This is a genomic window from Streptomyces sp. NPDC005925, from assembly GCF_040638805.1.
In the GTDB taxonomy this organism is placed as follows: Bacteria; Actinomycetota; Actinomycetes; order Streptomycetales; family Streptomycetaceae; genus Streptomyces.
On sequence record NZ_JBEXVL010000005.1, the window covers coordinates 315349 to 334811 of the forward strand.

The following is a 19463-nucleotide window of genomic DNA, read 5'->3' on the forward strand; positions in this document are numbered from 1 at the left end:
AGCGCCCGGGGCGGGCGGCCTCAGGACCCCGACGGGTTCTGCGGCCCCCGCCCCGACAGCACTTCCCCGTACGCCTGCATCAGGTCCGGCAGCCGCAACGTGGCCAAGTCCTCCCGGGTGAGCACGCCCGGGTACGTCGACAGCCGCAGGTCCCGGTAGGCACAGCTCTTCTCGTACAGCGTCCGCAGGAACCGCCCGTTGCCCAGCTCGTCGAGCCACCCCTGCTCCACGACGTGCCCGGCCAGCGCCCGCAGCTCGTCCAGCGCCTCGTCGTCCCACTGGTCGCCGTTCTCCGCGGCGAGCACCGTGCCGATCTTCGTGAGCTCCACCGGCCGGTACGAGGGGAAGTCGACGCGCGTCGTGAAGCGGGACGACAGCCCGGGGTTGGCGGCGAGCAGCCGGTCCATGCCCTCCGGATACCCGGCGAGGATCACCACGAGGTGGTCCCGGTTGTCCTCGGCCCGTTTCAGCAGCACCTGCAGCGCCTCGTCGCCGTACGCGTCGCCCTTGCCGTAGCCCGAGTTGGACAGCGAGTACGCCTCGTCGACGAAGAGCACCCCGCCGAGCGCGGAGTCGATCAGCTCATTGGCCTTCACGGCCGTCTGCCCGAGGTATTCGCCGACCAGGTCGGCCCGCTGCGCCTCCACCAGGTGGTCGCCGCCGAGCAGACCGAGGGCGTAGAAGACCCGGCCGAGGATGCGGGCCACCGTGGTCTTGCCGGTGCCGGACGGGCCGGAGAACACGAAGTGCCGCTTCGGCGGCTGCACCGGCAGGCCCTGCCCGGCCCGCAGCCTCGCCATGTTCAACTGCGCCGACAGTGCCTTGACCTGGCGCTTGACCGGTTCCAGGCCCACCATGCGCTCCAGCTCGGCGAGCGCCTCCCGCAGCAGGTCCGGGTCGGTGGGGCCCGAGGGCAGGGACGGCGCGGGCCCGCCGGACTTCTCGCGCGCCGCCCGGTCCGGCACCGTCGGCAGGGAAGCGGACGCCGACGGCTCGGGGCCGAGTTTCAGGTCGCGGCCCTCGGTGCCGAACAGCGGGTCGAGGAGGTCGGGGCCGTCCACCATGTCCTGCCCGGCGCCCGTCAGCGTGATCGCCGCGAGGTCGGCGGAGTCGTCGTACCCGTCGCCCTCGGCGATCGCCGCGAGCCGCGCGGAGGTGTCCATGAACCCCGGGTCGACACGGTGCACCGCCCGGTACAGCGGGAGCGCCGCCGCCGACCGGCCGGTGCCCTCGTGGGCGCGGGCCAGCCAGTAGCGCAGCTCCTTGCGCTGCGGCTGCTCGCTGCGGCAGCGCATCAGGGCCGCCGACAGCAAAGGCTCGGCCTGTCCGTACATCTCCAGGCGTACCCGGGCCATCCCGCCGAACAGGCCCGCCTCGATACCGAGCAGCGGGTCGTCGAGGAGCGAGTCGGTGTGCCGGACGAGCTGTTCCCAGTCCTTGACGAGATAGGCGCGGCACGCGTGCAGGAAGCGGACCTGCGGGTCGGTGTCGACGGGCGGCAGACTCGCGAGCGCCCGGTCCAGCTCCGGTACGTGCCGGCCGTCCAGCCAGTGCGAGGCGTGCGCGAGCAGCAGGTCCCGCGGGCTCTCCAGCACCGGCTGCACCCACCAGCCCAGCCAGTACCAGGAGTTGAGGGAGCGCCGGTGCCGGGCGCGCTGCTCCCCGAAGCGGTCCCGGTGCCGGTGCATCCGCAGCAGTGCGGTCGTCGTGTCGACGCGCAGCGCGTGCAGCCCCAGCCAGCCGTCCGCCATCCCCGGATCCAGCCGTACCGCCGCCCGGAACTCCTCTTCGGCCTGCGGATACGCGCCCATGGTGTAGGCGTCCACGCCCCTGAGCCAGGCCAGATCGGCCGGGCCCTCGGAGCCCCGGGTGCCGAAGTCCATCACGTCCCCCAAGAACCGTGCCCCCGTCGGTATGCCGCCGAGCCGTCGCCCGAGAGCCGCCTTTGGTCGAACCACTGTGCTGCGGAACGGAGTTGCCGGTGCGTGAGCAGCCGTCCGGTAGATCGCACCGAAGGCATCGTACCCGCGTGGTGACGCTCTGCCGAAGGGTGCCGCACAGTCCGTTCCGCGAGGTGGGAGCACATGGGGCGCACACCGCACGGTGACCCACGGTTAGCGTTCGGCGTCCCTCGGGGGCGGGAAGAGGCGCCGGGAAGGGGATGAGGACAGGACGAAGCCCCCGATCACGGGGGAACAATCGGGGGCTTCGCGTCTTCCGGCGGTCGTCTAAGGACCGCTCATTGAGAACGTAAGTCCTGTACGGCTCGCCGGTCAAGCCGGGTTGGAGCACGCGCGAAAGTTCCCCCGACCGGCTGCTTCACCGTTTCACCACATCGAATGCGGGCCGTCACCGTGCGTGAGGGGCGGGTCCGCGGCGGGGGCCCGGACGGGGCCCGGAAGCACCGTGCATCCCCGCCGTCCCCGCTCCACCAGGAGGTCGGCGAAGGGCCGGGAGGGGTCCTCGGCGAAGTGCCGCGCCTCCGCCTCGACCCATCCGGCCCAGAAGTCCCGCTGCTCCTCGCCGTCCCGTTCCCGCCCCCGCCGCCACGCCTCCTCGCGCGGCACCTCCATCCACAGCAGCAGCGCCAGCTGCGGGCGCAGCGCGCGACGGCCGGCGCCGACGCCCTCCACGAGGACCACCGGCGCGGGCGGCAGCGCGCGGGGCGGACCGAACCGCCCGGCCCGCCAGTCGTAGGGGGCGTAGTGCGCGCTCTCGCCGCGGCCGAGCGGGCCGATCACCTGCTCCCGCAGCCGCCCCGTCCAGGCGAACAACTCGTCGTGGCTGGCGATGTCGTCGAGATGCAGCACCGGGGCGTCGTCCAGCGCGGCGGCCAACTCCGCGGCGAACGTGGTCTTCCCGGACCCGGCGTGCCCGTCGACGCCGATCAGGCGGACCGGCCCGCAGGACGGCGGGAGGCGGCGGATCCGGGAGGCGAGAGAGTGAATGGCTGATCCCTGGGGTCGGGGTGCGTCGGTGGGGCCCCAGCACTGTAAACGGCGGGGGCTGTCGGGCCGCGTGTGCCGCGGGGCGGGTCATGCCAGTGGTAGAGGCCAATATTGCTCGGCGCGGCATGGGCCCAAGTGCTGGCCGGACCCGGTGGCGGGCGTCCATAGTTGGCGCACGACCATGCAACGGACCTGCCTGAATCCGATACCTGGGGGTCTCCTGCCCATGAGCAGAGCCGAACAGCCGTCCCGCCGCGTCGTGCTGACCGCCGCCCTCGCCGCCGCGGTCGCCGCCGGTACGGGAACCGCGGCCGCCGACCAGGGCCACCACGCCGGCAAACCGCGCGCGACGCCGGCCCGCCCCGTCGACAACCGGGCCTGGACCACGTACCGCGACTGGCGCGCCGGCAAGGCCACGGGTACGCGCGTCGTCTCCGGGGACCGTCCTGGCGTCGCCATCGGCAGCCCGGCCGGGACCGTCGACTACACCGACCCGCACACCGGCACCACCGCCGCCTGGGAGTACGCCACCTGGACGTCCCCCGTCCACAAGCTCACCGTCCCCGCCACCGAGGCCATCGCCTCCTGGAACGCCCACACGCCCGACGGGACCTGGCTCCAGATCGAGCTGCAGGGCACCTACTCCGACGGCACCGGCACACCCTGGTACGTGATGGGCCGCTGGGCCGCGAGCGACCGGGACATCCGGCGGACCTCGGTCGACGACCAGGGCGACGGCAGGAGCAGCATCTGGACGGACACCTTCGCGATCGACGACGCGGCCTCCGGCCTGCGCCTGGTCTCGTACCGCCTGCGGCTCACGCTCTACCGCAAGCCCGGTACGAACCTGACGCCCACCGTGTGGCGGGCCGGCGCGATGGGCTCCGACGTCCCGGACCGCTTCACCGTCCCGGCGTCCACGCCCGGCCTCGCGCGCGAACTGGCCGTGCCGCGCTACTCGCAGGAGATCCACCGGGGCCAGTACCCGGAGTACGACAACGGCGGCGAGGCCTGGTGCAGCCCCACGTCCTCCCAGATGATCATCGAGTACTGGGGCGGCCGGCTCACCCCCGAGCAGCTCTCCTGGGTCGACCCGTCCTTCGCGGACCCGCAGGTGTGCCACGCGGCCCGGCACACCTACGACCACCAGTACACCGGCTGCGGGAACTGGCCGTTCAACGCCGCCTACGCGGCCACCTTCGACGGACTCCAGGGCGTCGTCACCCGGCTCGGTTCCCTCACCGACCTGGAGACCCTGATCGCGGCGGGCATCCCCGCCATCACGTCCCAGTCGTTCCTCAAGGAGGAGCTGACCGGGGCCGGGTACGGCACCTCCGGCCACCTGATGACCGTGATCGGCTTCACGGCCGACGGCGACGTGATCGCCAACGACCCCGCCTCGGACAGCGACGAGCAGGTGCGGCGCGTCTACAAGCGTCGCGAGTGGGAAAATGTCTGGCTCCGCACCAAGCGCTACAACTCCACCGGCAAGGTCGTCTCCGGCACGGGCGGCGTCTGCTACCTGTACTTCCCGGCGCAGCCGACCGCTGCCCAGTGCGAGGCGCTCGCCGCGGTGGGCGTGCGCTGAACCACAGCCGTACGACGCGGGGCCCCGGTACGCCGGGGCCCCGTCCCGTGTGACCGACGTCTCCGCCGCAAAAGCCGCTCAGGGTGGCAAGGTGGACAGTCCGTGGGGGGACGTCCACCGACTCCGAACACCAGCGAGGGGCCATGACCGCGAACCCAGCAGCAGCCGCCCGTGCCCGTACCGGCGGCCCGAAGGACGACGGCCCGGAGATCGTCGAGCACGCCATGGGGTGGGTCCTCGTGGTGGTCGTCGCGATGCTCGTCACCCAGCTCGGCCTGTTCTGATCCTGCCCGGCAGTCCTGCCGGAGGCGCCGGTTCTGTCGAATCCGCGTCGAACAAGCGGCTGGCACCGGTCTGCCATACTGCGGGTGTCCCGCCGCCCGCTGCAGACCAGGGCCGAATGTGAACATCACTCGACAAGGCGCGGTGCGCCCCCACCGGGCGCGCGGCACCCAGCGTTCCGTGGCGCGTCGTGCCGAACTCATCGCCATAGGCCGGAAGTTGTTCGCCGACACGTCCTACGACGCCCTGTCGATGGACGACATAGCGCGGCAGGCGCATGTCGCCAAGGGACTGATCTACTACTACTTCCAGTCCAAGCGGGGCTACTACCTGGCGATCATCCAGGACGCCGTGGCCGGCTTGATCGACCTCGCGGCAAGCGGCGTCGGGCTGCCCCCGGCGGAGCGCGTGCACCGCACCATCGACAGCTATCTGCGCTACGCGGAGCACCATCACGCCGCGTACCGCGCGATCGTCAGCGGCGGCGTCGGCTTCGACACCGAGGTGCACGCCATCCGGGACGGTGTGCGGGAGGCGATGGTGGCGACCATCGCCGAGGGGGCGTACGGCCGCCGCGCCGTCGGGCCGCTGGCGCGCATGGCGCTGCTCGGCTGGGTGTGCGCCGTGGAGGGCGCCACGCTGGACTGGATCGACCGGCCCGGGCTGCCCCGCGAGACCATGAGCGACCTGCTGGTCAGGATGCTCGGCGGCACCCTGCGGGCCGTCGAGGAGATCGACCCGGCCTACCCGGCCCCGGAGCCCGCCCGCCGGGACGCGTGAGGCGGCCCCGGCCGGTGGGGTCGTCCGGACACCCGGAGTTCCCGGACATGTGAGGAAGGGGCGGAAGCCCTCGGGCCTCCGCCCCGACCGATGCCCGCCAAGGCCTAGTCGATGGCCTTGATCAGCTCACCGTCGGCGGTGTCGCCGCTCAGTTCCCAGAAGAACGTGCCGCCGAGACCCTGCTCGTTCTTGTAGGTCATCTTGCCCGCGACGGTCTGCGGGGTGTCGTAACTCCACCAGTCGTTCCCGCACTTGGCGTAGGCGGTGCCGCCCACCGTGCCGGTCGCCGGGCACTTGTCCTTGAGGACCTTGTAGTCCTCGATGCCCGGCTCGTACGAGCCCGCCGCCGGGCCGGTCGCGGTGCCGCCGGGCGCGTCCTGCGTGACGCCGGTCCAGCCGCGGCCGTAGAAGCCGATGCCGAGCAGCAGCTTCTCGGACGGCACGCCGAGACCCTTGAGCTTGGCGATCGTCGCCGACGTGTCGTACTTGTCCTTCGGGATGCCGTCGTACGAGGTCAGCGGCGAGTGCGGGGCGGTCGGACCGGCCGCCTCCCAGGCGCCGAAGTAGTCGTACGTCATCGGGTTGTACCAGTCGACGGACTGGGCGGCGCCCGCGTAGTCCGCCGCGTCGATCTTGCCGCCGTCGGTGGCGTCGGCCGTGATCGCCGCGGTGACGAGGTGGTCGGAGCCGAACTTGGCGCGCAGTGCCGACATCAGCCTGGGGAAGGCGTCCCGGCCGCTGGTGTCGCAGCTCGCGCCGCAGGCGTTCGGGTACTCCCAGTCGATGTCGATGCCGTCGAAGACGTCGGCCCACTTGGAGTTCTCGACCAGGTCGTAGCAGGACTGGGCGAAGGCGGCCGGGTCCTTCGCGGCGTCGCCGAAGCCGCCCGACCAGGTCCAGCCGCCGAAGGACCACAGGATCTTGAGGTCCGGGTGCTTCTTCTTCAGCTTCAGGAGCTGGTTGAAGTTGCCGCGCAGCGGCTGGTCCCAGGTGTCGGCCACCCCGTCGACGGACTCGGCCGCGGTGTACGCACGGTCGGTCGCCGCATAGGCGTCGCCCATCGCGCACTTGCCGCCGGTGACGTTGCCGAAGGAGTAGTTGATGTGGGTGAGCTTGTCCGCCGAGCCCGACGTCTCGATGTTCTTGACGTAGTACTTGCGGTCGTAGGTGCCCCATTCCGTGAAGTAGCCGACGACCTTGGAGCCGGCGGCCGCCTCGGTCCTCTCCGCGGCGGGGCTGGCGGTCGCGGAGCCCGCGCCGGCCAGCAGTCCGGCGCCGAGGGCAGCGCAGCAGGCTGCCGCGAGCAGCCTGCGGACCCTGGGGCGGGGTTGGGGGGAGCTGTACATCGGGTGTCACCTCGTGGGGGAGAGGGAAACACGCGCCGATTGGCATGGACGCGTTAAAGCGATTCGAAGCGAAACCGTAGGAGGACTAGACCACTCGCGTCAATGGTGCGGACCAAGTTAGTCCAGCGGTCCCGGATGGCCCCGCACGCCGCCGGAACCCGCGCTGATGGCCCCGCGACGCGGCGGGCGATATCTTGAAGTAAGCGGTCGTTAACTGGTGACTGGCGCTCTGTGATCAGGCATACTCACAGCGCACAGCCGCTGGTCAGCCGCCTCCGAGACCCGGATGCGGTGCCTCGGCCGAGCATCGGAATGACCTGGCGGAGCGGCCCACCCAAGGCGCGTCCGTCGATGTGCCCGACAGGGAGGAGAGTGTCGCCATGCCCGACCGCGCCCAGCAGCCGGTGGACCGGCAACTGCCCACGGACGAGGCCCGGGACCTGATGTCACTGGTCCGCGAAATCGCCCAGCGCGAGATCGCCCCGAAGGCCGCCGAGGAGGAGGACGCGGGCCGCTTCCCGCGCGAGGTCTTCACCCTGCTCTCCGAGTCCGGCCTCCTCGGCCTGCCCTACGACTCCGAGTACGGCGGCGGTGACCAGCCCTACGAGGTCTACCTCCAGGTCCTGGAAGAGCTCGCCGCCGCCCGCCTCACCGTCGGCCTCGGCGCCAGCGTCCACACCCTCGCCTCCTACGGCCTCGCCGCCTACGGCACCAAGGACCAGCAGGCGGAGCACCTGCCCGCCATGCTCGGCGGCGGCCTGCTCGGCGCGTACTGCCTCTCCGAGCCCGCCTCCGGCTCGGACGCGGCCTCCCTGCGCACCAAGGCCGTCCGGGACGGGGACGAGTGGGTGATCACGGGCACCAAGGCCTGGATCACGCACGGCGGCATCGCGGACTTCTACACCGTCATGGCCCGTACCGGCGAGGACGGCCACCGCGGCATCACGGCGTTCCTGGTGCCGGGCGACGCGCCGGGCCTGAGCGCCGCCGCGCCGGAGAAGAAGATGGGCATGAAGGGCTCGCCGACCGCCCAGATCCACTTCGACGGCGTACGGGTGCCCGACGCCCGGCGCCTCGGCGAGGAGGGCCAGGGCTTCGCGATCGCGCTGTCCGCGCTGGACTCCGGCCGGCTCGGCATCGCGGCCTGCGCCATAGGCGTCGCCCGGGCGGCCCTGGACGAGGCGGTCGCGTACGCGGGTGAGCGACGGCAGTTCGGCCGGCCCATCGCCGACTTCCAGGGCCTGCGCTTCATGCTCGCCGACATGGCGACGCGTATCGAGGCGGGCCGCGCGCTGTACCTGGCGGCGGCACGGCTGCGGGACGCCGGCTTGCCCTTCTCGAAGCAGGCGGCCATGGCCAAGCTGCACTGCACGGACACCGCCATGCAGGTCACCACGGACGCCGTGCAGATCCTCGGCGGCTACGGCTACACCGCCGACTTCCCGGCCGAGCGCTACATGCGCGAGGCCAAGGTGCTGCAGATCGTCGAGGGCACCAACCAGATCCAGCGCATGGTCATCGCCCGTCACCTCGTGGGTCCCGAGACCCGTTGAACTGACCGAGGCCGCGCAGGGGCGCCGCGAGCCGCACCCACTCCGGGTCGTGGCGCCCCGGCAGTGTGCGACCGCCGTCGGCCCAGACGCGCATCAGGTCGCGGTAGATCGGCGGGTCCGATAGCTGTGGAAGGCCGAGCGGAATCGATCCGGTGGGCGGCGGGACGAACACGCGGCGCGGACGCCCGGCTGCCGAATGCGTGTGGGGCATACCTGGGCAACGCGGACCCTGCCGGGCAGGTCACCGGCCGACGGAATCGAGTGTGAGTTCGCCGCTGCCCGGGATGTGGTGACGACGCGTCATGCGCTCGGTGACGCGCCGTCGGGTCCTCGCCGGGCCGGGGCGGCTTCGCCCGCCGTCTCAGGCGGCGCGGCGGCGCATCGTCGGGACGCGCATCGGGCGTGAGCCCGGACCGCCGACGTGCGAGAAGGGCTGCTTGCGCCAGTCGAGCCCCTGAGGGAGCGTCAGCAGCAGGGCGGTGTCCTGCTCCTGCGGTTGGACGGACTCGTCCGCGGGCCGGGCCTCGGTGGCCCGGCGACCCGTACCGGCGCAGACCGTGAGGCCGAACGGGTTCCACGGCGAGGCGCACAGGGCGTGCTCCGGCAGGATCTCCTCGTCCGCGAGCAGGGCGATGGGCTGCGCGCAGTCCGGGCAGATCACCCGGTACATCTCGAAGGTTTCGTAGGCGTCGGACTCCTCGTCGTCGAAGGCGTCGGGTTCGACGCCCTCCGGCTCGGGTTCGACGATCAGTTGCCGACGCTTGGGCGTGAGGCGACCAGGGCGCTTAAGACTCTGCATGGGATTCTCCCCCTCGGGCGGGCTGGGCCGTGAAGGCACTGCGGCCTCGACCACAGCAAGCACTTCCCGTCCGCTCTAACGGGTAATCACAAGAACATCACGGAGACGGTCGCAGACCTGTGGTCTTGGTCACATGCCACTCGCAGGTGCCTGCCACTGCGCGATTTCCGGCCTCAGCAGGCGCCGCGGACCGGCCACCGGGCCGGTCCGCGGCGGGCCCGCGGCCCGTCATCGGCCGGATCGTCCCAGGCCCGGGCCCGGACGGCCGCACACATCGCATCCGGGTCCGACCCGGCCGTTCAGGTACCCGGGGAGATCACGCGCCCTGTAGGTTCTTGCGCCATGGAGGAGCTGGACCGTCAGATCGTGCAGCTGCTCGTCGAGGACGGGCGGATGAGCTACACAGACCTGGGCAGGGCCACGGGCCTGTCCACGTCGGCGGTGCACCAGCGGGTGCGCCGACTGGAACAGCGGGGCGTCATCCGCGGTTACGCCGCGGTCGTCGACGCCGATGCCGTCGGTCTGCCCCTGACCGCCTTCATCTCGGTGAAACCGTTCGACCCCAGCGCCCCCGACGACATCGCCGAACGGCTCGCCGGCGTCCCGGAGATCGAGGCGTGCCACAGCGTCGCGGGCGACGAGAACTACATCCTCAAGGTCCGGGTCGCCACGCCGCGGCAACTGGAGGAACTGCTCGCCCGGGTGCGCTCCCTGGCCGGCGTCTCGACCCGGACGACGGTCGTCCTGTCGACGCCGTACGAGGCCAGGCCGCCGCGGCTCTGACCGCCGGGTGACCCGCACGGGCCGGACCTGCGTGCGGGCACGGGCGTGCCAGGCGCGACACTGTCCGGCATGAGTGAACGCACCGCCCCGCCGAAGACCGTCCTGCTCCGCCGCGGAGAGGTCCACAGCCCCGCCGATCCCTTCGCGACCGCCATGGTCGTGGAGCGCGGCCAGGTCGCCTGGGTCGGCTCGGAGGGCGCCGCCGACGCCTTCGCGGACGGCGTCGACGAGGTCGTCGACCTCGACGGGGCGCTCGTCACCCCCGCGTTCACCGACGCCCATGTGCACACCACGTCCACCGGACTCGCCCTCACCGGGCTCGACCTGTCCGGCGCCGCCACACGCGAAGCGGCCCTGGACCTCGTACGCGACTTCGCCGCCGCCCGCCCCGCCGACCGGGTCCTCCTCGGGCACGGCTGGGACGCCTCGCGCTGGCCCGGAGGGCAGCCGCCGACGCGGGCCGAGCTCGACGCGGCCACCGGCGGGCGGCCCCTGTACCTGAGCCGTATCGACGTGCACTCCGCCGTCGTCAGCACCGCCCTGCTGGACCTCGTCCCCAGCGCCGTCACCCGGGAGGACGGCCCGCTCACCGCCGACGCGCACCACGCCGTACGCGCCGCGGCCCTCGCCGCGATCACCCCCGAGCAGCGCGCCGAGGCCCAGCGCACGGCCCTCGCGCACGCCGCCTCGCTGGGCATCGGCACGCTCCACGAGTGCGCGGGGCCCGAGATCTCCTCCGCGGACGACCTGGCGGGTCTGCTGCGGCTGGCCGCCGAGGAGCCGGGCCCGCGGGTCGTCGGCTACTGGGCCGAGGCCGGCCAGGAGGGTGTCCGCCGGGCCCGTGAGCTGGGCGCGGCAGGCGCCGCGGGCGACCTGTTCGTGGACGGCTCCCTCGGCTCGCACACCGCCTGCGTGCACCAGCCGTACGCCGACACCGGGCTCACCGGCACCGCGTACCTGGACTCCTCCGACGTCGCCGCGCATGTGGTCGCCTGCACCGGGGCGGGGCTGCAGGCCGGGTTCCACGCGATCGGTGACGCCGCCGTGAGCGCCGTCGTCGAAGGCCTGCGCGCCGCCGCCGACAAGGTGGGCCTCGCCCGCGTACGCGCCGCACGGCACCGCGTCGAGCACGCGGAGATGCTCACCCCGGACACCGTCGCCGCCTTCGCCGAACTCGGTCTGACCGCCTCCGTGCAGCCCGCGTTCGACGCGCTGTGGGGCGGCGAGGACGGCATGTACGCCCAGCGCCTCGGCGCCGAGCGGGCCCGCACCCTGAACCCCTTCGCGGCCCTGCTCAAGGCCGGTGTCCCGCTCGCCTTCGGCTCCGACAGCCCGGTCACCCCGCTGGACCCGTGGGGCACCGTGCGCGCCGCCGCCTTCCACCGCACGCCCGGACACCGGGTGTCCGTGCGCGCCGCGTTCACCGCGCACACGCGGGGCGGATGGCGGGCGGTCGGGCGGGACGACGCGGGCGTCCTGGTGCCGGGCGCGCCCGCGGACTACGCCGTGTGGCGCACCGGGGAGCTGGTCGTGCAGGCGCCCGACGACCGCGTCGCGCGCTGGTCCACCGACCCGCGCTCCGGCACCCCCGGCCTGCCGGACCTCACGCCGGGCCGTGACCTCCCGGTCTGCCTGCGCACCGTGGTGGGGGGCCGCACGGTCCACGTACGGCCGGGCGAGTGATCTACGGCAGCGCCCGGCCGCCGGGCATCGGGAGGAGGTGGGTCGCGCGACCTGCGCATCCTCCGTGCCGTCCCGGCCGCCGACCGCTGAGGCGCAGGTCAAAGGGCTGTTGACACGTGGCGGCCGGGGCCCGGTAGGTTCTGCCGGGTCCACCACCGGACGCCCTGCCGGGGAACCTCCGCGCACGCGTCGCGGCGCCGCTGGGTCGGGGGCGGTGTGCCGCACCGGGGCACCGCCGCCGGGAGCCAGGCCCAGCGCAGGCACGGCGACGAGGAACGTTCCGGCCGGTCGGGGAGGTGTGACCCGGATGGGGCCCGGGCCCAGTAGACAACGGCTTTCGGTCGATCCGCAGCCGGCGGGTCCCGGGCCGGCCCGAAGGGCGCCGGGCCCCCATCCGCCGTACGCCGGACGGCGCGTCCGTCTGCGCGGTCACCCGCGACGCCTCACGCTTCACGACCGCCTCCGTCTGCCGGTGAGGGGCCTGCCTCCGGCGAGAACATCCCTGCGCTGCCCGGCCCTGGTCGAATCCCCACCACCGGACACCCTGCCGTCGAGTCGGCCCAGGCCGGGCCCACTATGGTGGACCTCTGCGTACGGACATGAAGGGGCAGCAGTGAACGACGGCGACGGGACTCCCGCGACAGGAGCCCAGGAGAGGCGGTTCGGCCCGCTCGGCACCACCTTGGTGATCATCCCGACCTACAACGAGGCCGAGAACATCAAGGCGATCGTCGGCCGGGTCCGCGAGGCCGTCCCCGAGGCGCACGTCCTGGTGGCCGACGACAACAGCCCCGACGGCACGGGCAAGCTCGCCGACGAACTCGCCGCCCAGGACGACCACGTCCAGGTGCTGCACCGCAAGGGCAAGGAGGGGCTGGGCGCCGCCTACCTCGCGGGCTTCCACTGGGGCCTGGAGCACGGCTACGGCGTGCTGGTCGAGATGGATGCCGACGGCTCCCACCAGCCCGAGGAACTGCCCCGGCTGCTCACCGCGCTCAAGGGCGCCGACCTGGTGCTCGGCTCCCGCTGGGTACCCGGCGGACGGGTCGTGAACTGGCCCAGGTCCCGCGAGGTCATCTCCCGCGGCGGCAGCCTGTACTCGCGCCTCGCCCTCGATCTGCCGCTGCGCGACATCACCGGCGGCTACCGCGCCTTCCGCCGCGAGACCCTGGAGGGCCTCGGCCTCGACGACGTCGCTTCGCAGGGCTACTGCTTCCAGGTCGACCTGGCCCGCCGCGCCGTCAGGGCCGGGTACCACGTGGTCGAGGTGCCCATCACCTTCGTGGAGCGTGAGCACGGCGACTCCAAGATGAGCCGCGACATCCTCGTGGAGGCCCTGTGGCGGGTCACGGCGTGGGGTGTCGGGGAGCGCGTCGGGAAGGTGGTGGGGCGGGGCGGGAAGCCCGTGGGAAAGGCTCCCGGGGAGCCCGCCGGGAAGGCTTCCGGACAGTCGGACGGCACGCCCTCCGCGCAGTCGGAGCAGGGGCCCGCCCCGCGGCCCGCCGACGCGGCGGAAGCCGTGGAGGAGTCCGTGGCTGAGTCCGCGGAGCAGTCCGCCGGGCCGAAGCAGCCGTGACGGCGTAGGGGCCGTGGCGGGGCCATGCCCGTAGGGGGTGGACGGGGGAGGGATCCGGGATCGCCCTTATCCCGTGCTGAGCCGGGTCCAGGCACACTGGACGCATGACGACTGGCGCTCAGCCCCCCACGTATCAGGCCCGGCCCCGGCGCCCCCGGGTGCGTACGATCCTGCCGCTGGGCGTCGCCGCGTGGCTCGTCCTGGAGATCTGGCTGCTGACGGTGGTCGCCGGCGCGTCGAGCGGGCTCGTGGTCTTCCTGATCCTGGCGGCGGGCGTCGTCCTGGGCTCCGCGGTGATCAAGCGGGCCGGCCGCCGGGCCTTCCAGAACCTCACCGGGACGCTGCAACAGCAGCAGGGCGGCATACCGCAGTCGGCCTCCCGCCAGGGGAACAGTGAGGGCAACGGCCTGGCGATGCTGGGCGGTCTGCTCCTGGTGATACCGGGTGTGGTCTCCGATGCCGTGGGCCTGGTCATCCTGCTGCCTCCCGTCCAGAAGGCGGTGAGCCGCTACGCGGAGCGCACGTTCGAGCGCAAGCTCCGCGAGGCCTCGCCCGGTGGCCAGGGAAATCTGGGGGACGCCTTCCACCGGGCCCGTATGCACCGGCCCGACGGCAGGGTCGTCCCGGGCGAGGTCGTCCGGGACGAGCCCGGTGCCGGTCGGCACGAGGACCCGGGGCCGCCGCTGACGCCCTGACCGGTCACGGCGAGCACCATCCTGACGGGGTCACGGGGTCACGGGGTCACGGGGTCACGGGGTCACGGGGTCACGGGGTCACGGGGTCACGGGGTCACGGGGTCACGGGGCGCCACCGGTTCACGGAAGCACTGCGGGGAGCGTCGCGGAGGGGTGCCCCGTCCGTCCGCCTGCCGACAGCGCCGGAGTGTGAGACGGCGGCGGCGACAAAAGGGGAAACGCGGGCGGGAACGGAAAAACCGCGGGCGCCGTACGTCGTCAGACGTACGGCGCCCGCGGTTCACTTGCGGGTGCGGAAACAGCCGCGGAGCCCCTGCGGGGGCTTACGCGCTCTTGCGGCTGTCCCGCGGATGTACCGCGATGTTCATCGCGCCGGACCGCAGAACGGCCAGCCGCTCCTCGAGGACCTCTTCGAGTTCCTCACGGGTGCGGCGCTCCATCAGCATGTCCCAATGCGTACGCGCGGGCTTGGCCTTCTTCTCTTCCGGACCGTCGCCATCCACGAGGAGTGCCTGCGCTCCGCAGACCTTGCACTCCCACTCCGGCGGGATCTCCGCCTCGACCGAGAAGGGCATCTCGAAACGGTGCCCCTTCTCGCATGCGTACTCCACGGCCTGGCGCGGGGCCAGGTCGATGCCGCGGTCCGTCTCGTAGCTGGTCACCACGAGGCGCGTGCCGCGAAGAGCTCGCTCACTCATGAATCGTGCCTCCCGGGCTTGTCGCCCACAGGACAGGTGTCGCTGTCGTCGTCATCCGGTCAACGTCCGGTCGGCGGTAAAGATTCCCGATCCGAGTCCCGTTCCGGGTCGTGCGTCGCCGTCGTAGCCGCCCCTTGTTGTACCCACCAGCGCCCGATTTGTCACATCTGCCAGGAGATGCAACACAGCGTTCCGGCACCTTTGACGCGCAGTAACGGTACGCCAGGCAGGCCAAACGCGTACACTACAGCCCTTTCGCTTCCAGCGCTAAATCCGCTGGGGAACGGGGTTGCCCGCGTCGCCGATCGCCCGCCGCACGGGCACCCGGGCGAGCAGCAGGAATCCGATCACGAAGAATGCCACGAGCGAGACGATGGCGTCCCGGTAACTGCCGGTCAGCTGGTAGGTGAGCCCGAACAGCAGGGGCCCCAGCCAGCTCATGCCGCGGTCGCTGATCTCGTACGCCGAGAAGTACTCGGCCTCCTTGCCGGGCGGTACCAGGTGGGAGAACAGGGAGCGGGACAAAGCCTGGCTGCCGCCGAGGACCAGGCCGATGCAGGCGGCCAGCACGAAGAACCACGCGGGTTCACCCGCCGGCAGGAAGTACCCGGCCGCCAGCGTCACCGTCCACGCGATCAGTGAGCCGAGGATCGTGCGCTTCGCGCCGTGGGTGCGCGCCAGCCTGCCGAGCGCCAGGGCGCCCGCCACCGCCAGCAGCTGAACCAGCAGTACGGCCGCGATCAGCGTGGACTGGCCGAGCCCCAGCTCCTCGGAGCCGTAGACGGAAGCCTGCGTGATCACTGTCTGGATGCCGTCGTTGTAGACGAGGTATGCCAGCAGGAACGCCAGCGTCAGGGGGTAGCGGCGCATGTCCCGGAGCGTGGCGGCGAGCTGCCGGAAGCCGGAGAGGCCCGGCGCGGCGCCCCGTACGGCGGTACGCCGGTCACGCAGGCGCCGCAGCGGTACGAGGGCGAAGGCGCCCCACCACAGGCCGGCCGACGCCAGGCAGATGCGGACCGCCTCGCCCTCCGAGAGCCCGAAGCTGACGTGCCCGGTGTAGAGGACCAGGTTCGCGACCAGGACCAGGGCGCCCGCCGCGTAGCCGAAGGCCCAGCCGCGGGAGGAGACCGCGTCGCGCTCCTCGGGCGTGGCGATCTGCGGCAGGTAGGAGTTGTAGAGCATCATCGCCACGGACTGCGCGGCGTTCGCGACGATCAGCAGGAGACCGCCCAGCAGGTAGCGCTCGCCGTCCAGGAAGAACATGCCCGCCGTCGCGGCTGCCCCGGTGTAGGCGGCGGCTCCCAGCAGGGGCTTCTTGCGGCCGGTGCGGTCGGCGGCGGCGCCCACCAGCGGCATCGCCAGCACGGCGAGGATCACCGACAGGGACACGGAGTACGCGAAGAAGGAACCGGCGCGCACCGGGATGCCCAGCGGGTGCACGCACCCGTCCGCGTCCGCCGCCGACTCGGCGACCGACGTCAGGTAGGGGCCGAGGAACACGGTGAGCACGCTCGTCGAGTAGACGGAGCACGCCCAGTCGTAGAAGTACCAGCCACGCTGCTCGCGCCGCCGCGCGGAAACTCCGTCGGCTTCCTGCGCCTGCACGGTGTCGGTGTCCACCCGTGCCCTCGCTTCCCCGTGAGAATGCCGCGCGAAGACGGGGCGGCGCGGTACCGAAGGGCCTCAGACCCAGACGCCGCGGTCCTCCATGACCTTGCGCAACGTGTCGATGTGATCGGTCATGATGCCATCCACTCCCAGGTCCAGAAGCCGGTGGATGCGATCGGAATCGTTGACCGTCCACACGTGTACGTGCAGTCCACGCGCGTGTGCGGTGCGTACGAAACGGCGGTCCACCACCGGGATGCCCGACTGCGACTCGGGCACCTGCGCCGCCACGGCGGAGCGGCGCGGCGCGGCCGGCAGGCCCCAGGAACGCAGCCGCAGCCCCAGCACGCCCCGGGTGCCGAAGGAGGTGGCCAGGCGCGGCCCGGCCAGTCGCTGCGCGCGGACCACCCGGGCCTCGGAGAACGAGCCGACGCAGACGCGGTCCCAGGAGCCGGTGCGCTCGACCAGGTCCAGCAAGGGCCGCAGCGCCGGTTCGGCCTTGACGTCGACGTTCCAGCGGACGTCGGGGAACAGCTCCAGCAGTTCCTCGAACAGCGGCACCGGCTCCTCGCCGGCCACGCGGGCCCGCCGCACCGCTGACCACGGCAGGTCGGCGATGCGGCCCGCGCCGTCCGTCACCCGGTCCAGTGTCGCGTCGTGGAAGGCGACGAGCCGGCCGTCCCGGGTGGCGTGCACGTCGGTCTCGATGTAGCGGTAGCCCAGCTCGACGGCGTTGCGGAACTGGCGGACGGTGTTCTCCAGGCCGTCCGCCGCGCCGCCCCGGTGGGCGAAGGCGATCGGGCCGGGATGGTCGAGGTAGGGGTGGCGAGTCGGCGTGGTCACCGACGCAGTATCGCGCGCCGGGGTCGCCCGCAGGCGACGACCGCGCCGCCGTCCGGTGCCGACGGGACGGCGAAGACGCGCAGGAAGAGCTGGGCGAGCGGGCCTATCGACAGCGCGTACAGCAGGGTGCCCACGCCGACGGTGCCGCCGAGGGCGAAGCCGGTGGCGACGACCGTGATCTCCACCGCCGTACGCACCAGGCGCACCGACAGCCCCGTGCGCAGGGTCAGCCCCGTCATCAGACCGTCGCGCGGGCCGGGGCCGAACCGCGCAGCGATGTAGAGGCCGGTCGCCGCGCCGTTGAGGACGATTCCCGCGACCAGCAGCGCGATGCGCGGGGCCGGGCCGTGGGCGTCCGGGAGAACGGCGAGGGCGGCGTCCATGGCGGCCCCGATCACCAGGACGTTGGAGACCGTGCCGAGGCCCGGCCGCTGGCGCAGCGGAATCCAGAGCAGCAGGACCGCCGCGCCGACGATCGTCAGCACCACGCCCATCGACAGCCCGGTCTGCCCGGCCAGGCCCTGGTGCAGCACGTTCCACGGCTCCAGCCCGAGCCCGGAGCGGACCAGCAGCGCCGAACTGGCGCCGTAGAGCACGAGACCGCCGTAGAGCTGGACCAGGCGCCGGGTGAGGTGTCTCTGTCTCGACTGCCGCGCGAACACAATGGGCCCCCTGAAGTGGTGGTAGTGGCCTGCGCATGACACCCTGTGGCCGGGATGGATGTGCCAGCCATGGCCAATCCGGGGAAGGTGGACCGATTTACATGGCTCAGTGGACCTCAGCGGTGGGAGCCGCGCAGCTGGCCCGGCTGCTCACCTCCCAGCAGGACCGTCCGGCCGGACCGGGCACCCGTCGCCCGCCCGCCTACCGGGCGCTCGCCGACGGCATCCGGCTGCTCGTGCTCGAAGGGCGTGTGCCGGTCGCCGCGCGGCTGCCCGCCGAGCGGGAACTCGCCGTCGCCCTGTCCGTCAGCCGCACCACCGTCGCCGCCGCCTACGAGGCGCTGCGCACCGAGGGCTTCCTGGAGTCCCGGCGCGGCGCGGGCAGCTGGACCGCCGTCCCGGCCGGCAATCCGCTTCCCGCGCGCGGGCTCGAACCGCTGCCCCCCGAGGCGCTCGGCTCCGTGATCGACCTGGGCTGCGCCTCACTGCCCGCGCCCGAACCCTGGCTCACCCGCGCCGTGCGGGGCGCGCTGGAGGAACTGCCCCCGTACGCGCACACGCACGGCGACTATCCCGCCGGGCTGCCCGCGCTGCGCGCGATGATCGCCGAGCGCTACACCGCGCGCGGCATCCCCACCATGCCCGAGCAGATCATGGTCACGACCGGCGCGATGGGCGCCATCGACGCCATCTGCCACCTCTTCGCACCCCGCGGCGAACGCGTCGCCGTCGAGTCGCCGTCCTACGCCAACATCCTCCAGCTCATGCGGGAGGCGGGCGCCCGGCTGGTGCCCGTCGCGATGGCCGAGGGGCTCGGCGGGTGGGACCTGGACCGCTGGCGGCAGGTGCTGCGGGACGCCGCGCCCCGGCTGGCCTACGTGGTCGCCGACTTCCACAATCCGACCGGCGCCCTCGTCGGCGAGGAGCAGCGGCGCCGACTCGTGGAGGCCGCCCGCTCGGCGGGCACCGTGATCGTCGCCGACGAGACGATGAGCGAGCTGTGGCTGGACGAGGACCTGGACGGCGCCGCCATGCCGCGCCCGGTGTGCGGCTTCGACCCCGCCGGATCCACCGTGATCACGGTCGGCTCGGCGAGCAAGGCGTTCTGGGCGGGCATGCGTATCGGGTGGGTACGGGCCGCCCCGGACGTGATCCGCAGCCTGGTCGCCGCGCGGGCCTACGCCGACCTGGGCACGCCCGTGCTGGAGCAGCTGGCCGTGAACTGGTTGTTCAGCACCGGTGGCTGGGCACAGGCAGTGGAGGTGCGGCGCCGCCAGGCCCGGGAGAACAGGGACGCGCTCGTCGCCGCCGTCCGGCGTGAGCTGCCCGGCTGGGAGTTCGAGGTGCCCAGGGGCGGTCTCACGCTGTGGGTCCGCGCGGGCGGCCTGTCGGGCTCGCGGCTCGCGGAGGCGGGCGAACGCGTCGGCGTACGGGTGCCGTCCGGGCCGCGTTTCGGTGTCGACGGTGCCTTCGAGGGGTATGTGCGGCTGCCGTTCACGGTCGGGGGAGCGGTGGCCGAGGAAGCGGCCGTACGGCTCGCGGCGGCGGCCCGCCTGGTGGAGAGCGGCGGCACGGCGGGCGCCGAACCGCCCCGGACGTTCGTGGCGTAGCGGGACGGC

General features: G+C 72.8%; 17 protein-coding genes. 9 read left to right on the top strand and 8 right to left on the bottom strand.

The features are described 5' to 3' along the window. Window positions 1-20 precede the first annotated feature (20 nt). Both ABZ354_RS10060 and ABZ354_RS10065 read right to left on the bottom strand, forming a co-directional pair. Window positions 21-1883, bottom strand: coding sequence for an AAA family ATPase (locus ABZ354_RS10060; RefSeq protein ID WP_358654889.1), 1863 nt, complete (start codon window positions 1881-1883; stop codon window positions 21-23). Between the two features lie 444 nt (window positions 1884-2327). Further along, a complete protein-coding gene (locus ABZ354_RS10065) occupies window positions 2328-2948 on the bottom strand; it encodes a hypothetical protein (protein ID WP_358654995.1) in 621 nt (206 codons plus the stop codon). Window positions 2949-3174: 226 nt separating this feature from the next. On the opposite strand from ABZ354_RS10065, the gene ABZ354_RS10070 reads away from it, so the two are divergent. From ABZ354_RS10070 to ABZ354_RS10080, 3 genes are all read left to right on the top strand, one after another. After that, the gene (locus ABZ354_RS10070) at window positions 3175-4536 is read left to right on the top strand and encodes a peptidase C39 family protein (RefSeq protein WP_358654891.1); all 1362 of its coding nucleotides are present in this window, start codon (window positions 3175-3177) and stop codon (window positions 4534-4536) included. 143 nt (window positions 4537-4679) lie between these two features. Then, a complete protein-coding gene (locus ABZ354_RS10075) occupies window positions 4680-4820 on the top strand; it encodes an SCO1431 family membrane protein (protein WP_358654893.1) in 141 nt (46 codons plus the stop codon). A gap of 118 nt (window positions 4821-4938) precedes the next feature. After that, entirely contained in the window at window positions 4939-5598 is a 660-nt protein-coding gene (locus tag ABZ354_RS10080; RefSeq protein WP_358654894.1) for a TetR/AcrR family transcriptional regulator, read from the top strand. Between the two features lie 104 nt (window positions 5599-5702). Here the strand turns inward: ABZ354_RS10080 and ABZ354_RS10085 are convergent, their stop codons facing one another. Then, complete coding sequence (locus tag ABZ354_RS10085) at window positions 5703-6944, bottom strand: glycoside hydrolase family 18 protein (RefSeq protein WP_358654896.1); 1242 nt, start codon at window positions 6942-6944, stop codon at window positions 5703-5705. Between the two features lie 380 nt (window positions 6945-7324). Between ABZ354_RS10085 and ABZ354_RS10090 the strand changes: the two genes are divergently transcribed. Further along, window positions 7325-8497, top strand: a complete 1173-nt coding sequence (locus ABZ354_RS10090) for an acyl-CoA dehydrogenase family protein (RefSeq protein ID WP_358654898.1) — start codon at window positions 7325-7327, stop codon at window positions 8495-8497. A 361-nt stretch (window positions 8498-8858) separates the two neighbouring features. On the opposite strand, the gene ABZ354_RS10095 is transcribed toward ABZ354_RS10090, so the two are convergent. After that, window positions 8859-9296, bottom strand: a complete 438-nt coding sequence (locus tag ABZ354_RS10095) for a hypothetical protein (RefSeq protein WP_358654900.1) — start codon at window positions 9294-9296, stop codon at window positions 8859-8861. Between the two features lie 342 nt (window positions 9297-9638). Between ABZ354_RS10095 and ABZ354_RS10100 the strand changes: the two genes are divergently transcribed. From ABZ354_RS10100 to fxsA, 4 genes are all read left to right on the top strand, one after another. After that, window positions 9639-10079, top strand: coding sequence for an Lrp/AsnC family transcriptional regulator (locus ABZ354_RS10100; protein WP_358654902.1), 441 nt, complete (start codon window positions 9639-9641; stop codon window positions 10077-10079). A 69-nt stretch (window positions 10080-10148) separates the two neighbouring features. Next, on the top strand, window positions 10149-11762 hold the full coding sequence (locus ABZ354_RS10105; RefSeq protein WP_358654903.1) for an amidohydrolase: 1614 nt from the start codon (window positions 10149-10151) through the stop codon (window positions 11760-11762). Between the two features lie 613 nt (window positions 11763-12375). After that, window positions 12376-13338: a glycosyltransferase gene (locus ABZ354_RS10110; RefSeq protein ID WP_358654905.1), complete on the top strand. Its 963-nt coding sequence runs from the start codon at window positions 12376-12378 to the stop codon at window positions 13336-13338. Window positions 13339-13442: 104 nt separating this feature from the next. Next, complete coding sequence (gene fxsA, locus ABZ354_RS10115; protein ID WP_358654907.1) at window positions 13443-14033, top strand: FxsA family membrane protein; 591 nt, start codon at window positions 13443-13445, stop codon at window positions 14031-14033. A gap of 323 nt (window positions 14034-14356) precedes the next feature. Here fxsA and ABZ354_RS10120 read toward each other — a convergent pair whose 3' ends face one another. The 4 genes from ABZ354_RS10120 to ABZ354_RS10135 form a co-directional block, all read right to left on the bottom strand. Next, on the bottom strand, window positions 14357-14731 hold the full coding sequence (locus ABZ354_RS10120; protein WP_003977404.1) for an RNA polymerase-binding protein RbpA: 375 nt from the start codon (window positions 14729-14731) through the stop codon (window positions 14357-14359). Window positions 14732-14998: 267 nt separating this feature from the next. Next, window positions 14999-16351, bottom strand: a complete 1353-nt coding sequence (locus tag ABZ354_RS10125; RefSeq protein ID WP_358654909.1) for an MFS transporter — start codon at window positions 16349-16351, stop codon at window positions 14999-15001. Window positions 16352-16414: 63 nt separating this feature from the next. After that, a complete protein-coding gene (locus ABZ354_RS10130; RefSeq protein WP_358654911.1) occupies window positions 16415-17182 on the bottom strand; it encodes a glycerophosphodiester phosphodiesterase in 768 nt (255 codons plus the stop codon). Beyond that, window positions 17179-17844 (bottom strand): hypothetical protein, encoded by a 666-nt coding sequence (locus ABZ354_RS10135; RefSeq protein WP_358654913.1) that lies wholly within the window; start codon window positions 17842-17844, stop codon window positions 17179-17181. Before ABZ354_RS10135 ends, ABZ354_RS10130 begins: the two co-directional genes overlap by 4 nt. A 101-nt stretch (window positions 17845-17945) precedes the next feature. Between ABZ354_RS10135 and ABZ354_RS10140 the strand changes: the two genes are divergently transcribed. After that, window positions 17946-19454: a PLP-dependent aminotransferase family protein gene (locus ABZ354_RS10140; RefSeq protein ID WP_358654915.1), complete on the top strand. Its 1509-nt coding sequence runs from the start codon at window positions 17946-17948 to the stop codon at window positions 19452-19454. Window positions 19455-19463 lie beyond the last annotated feature (9 nt).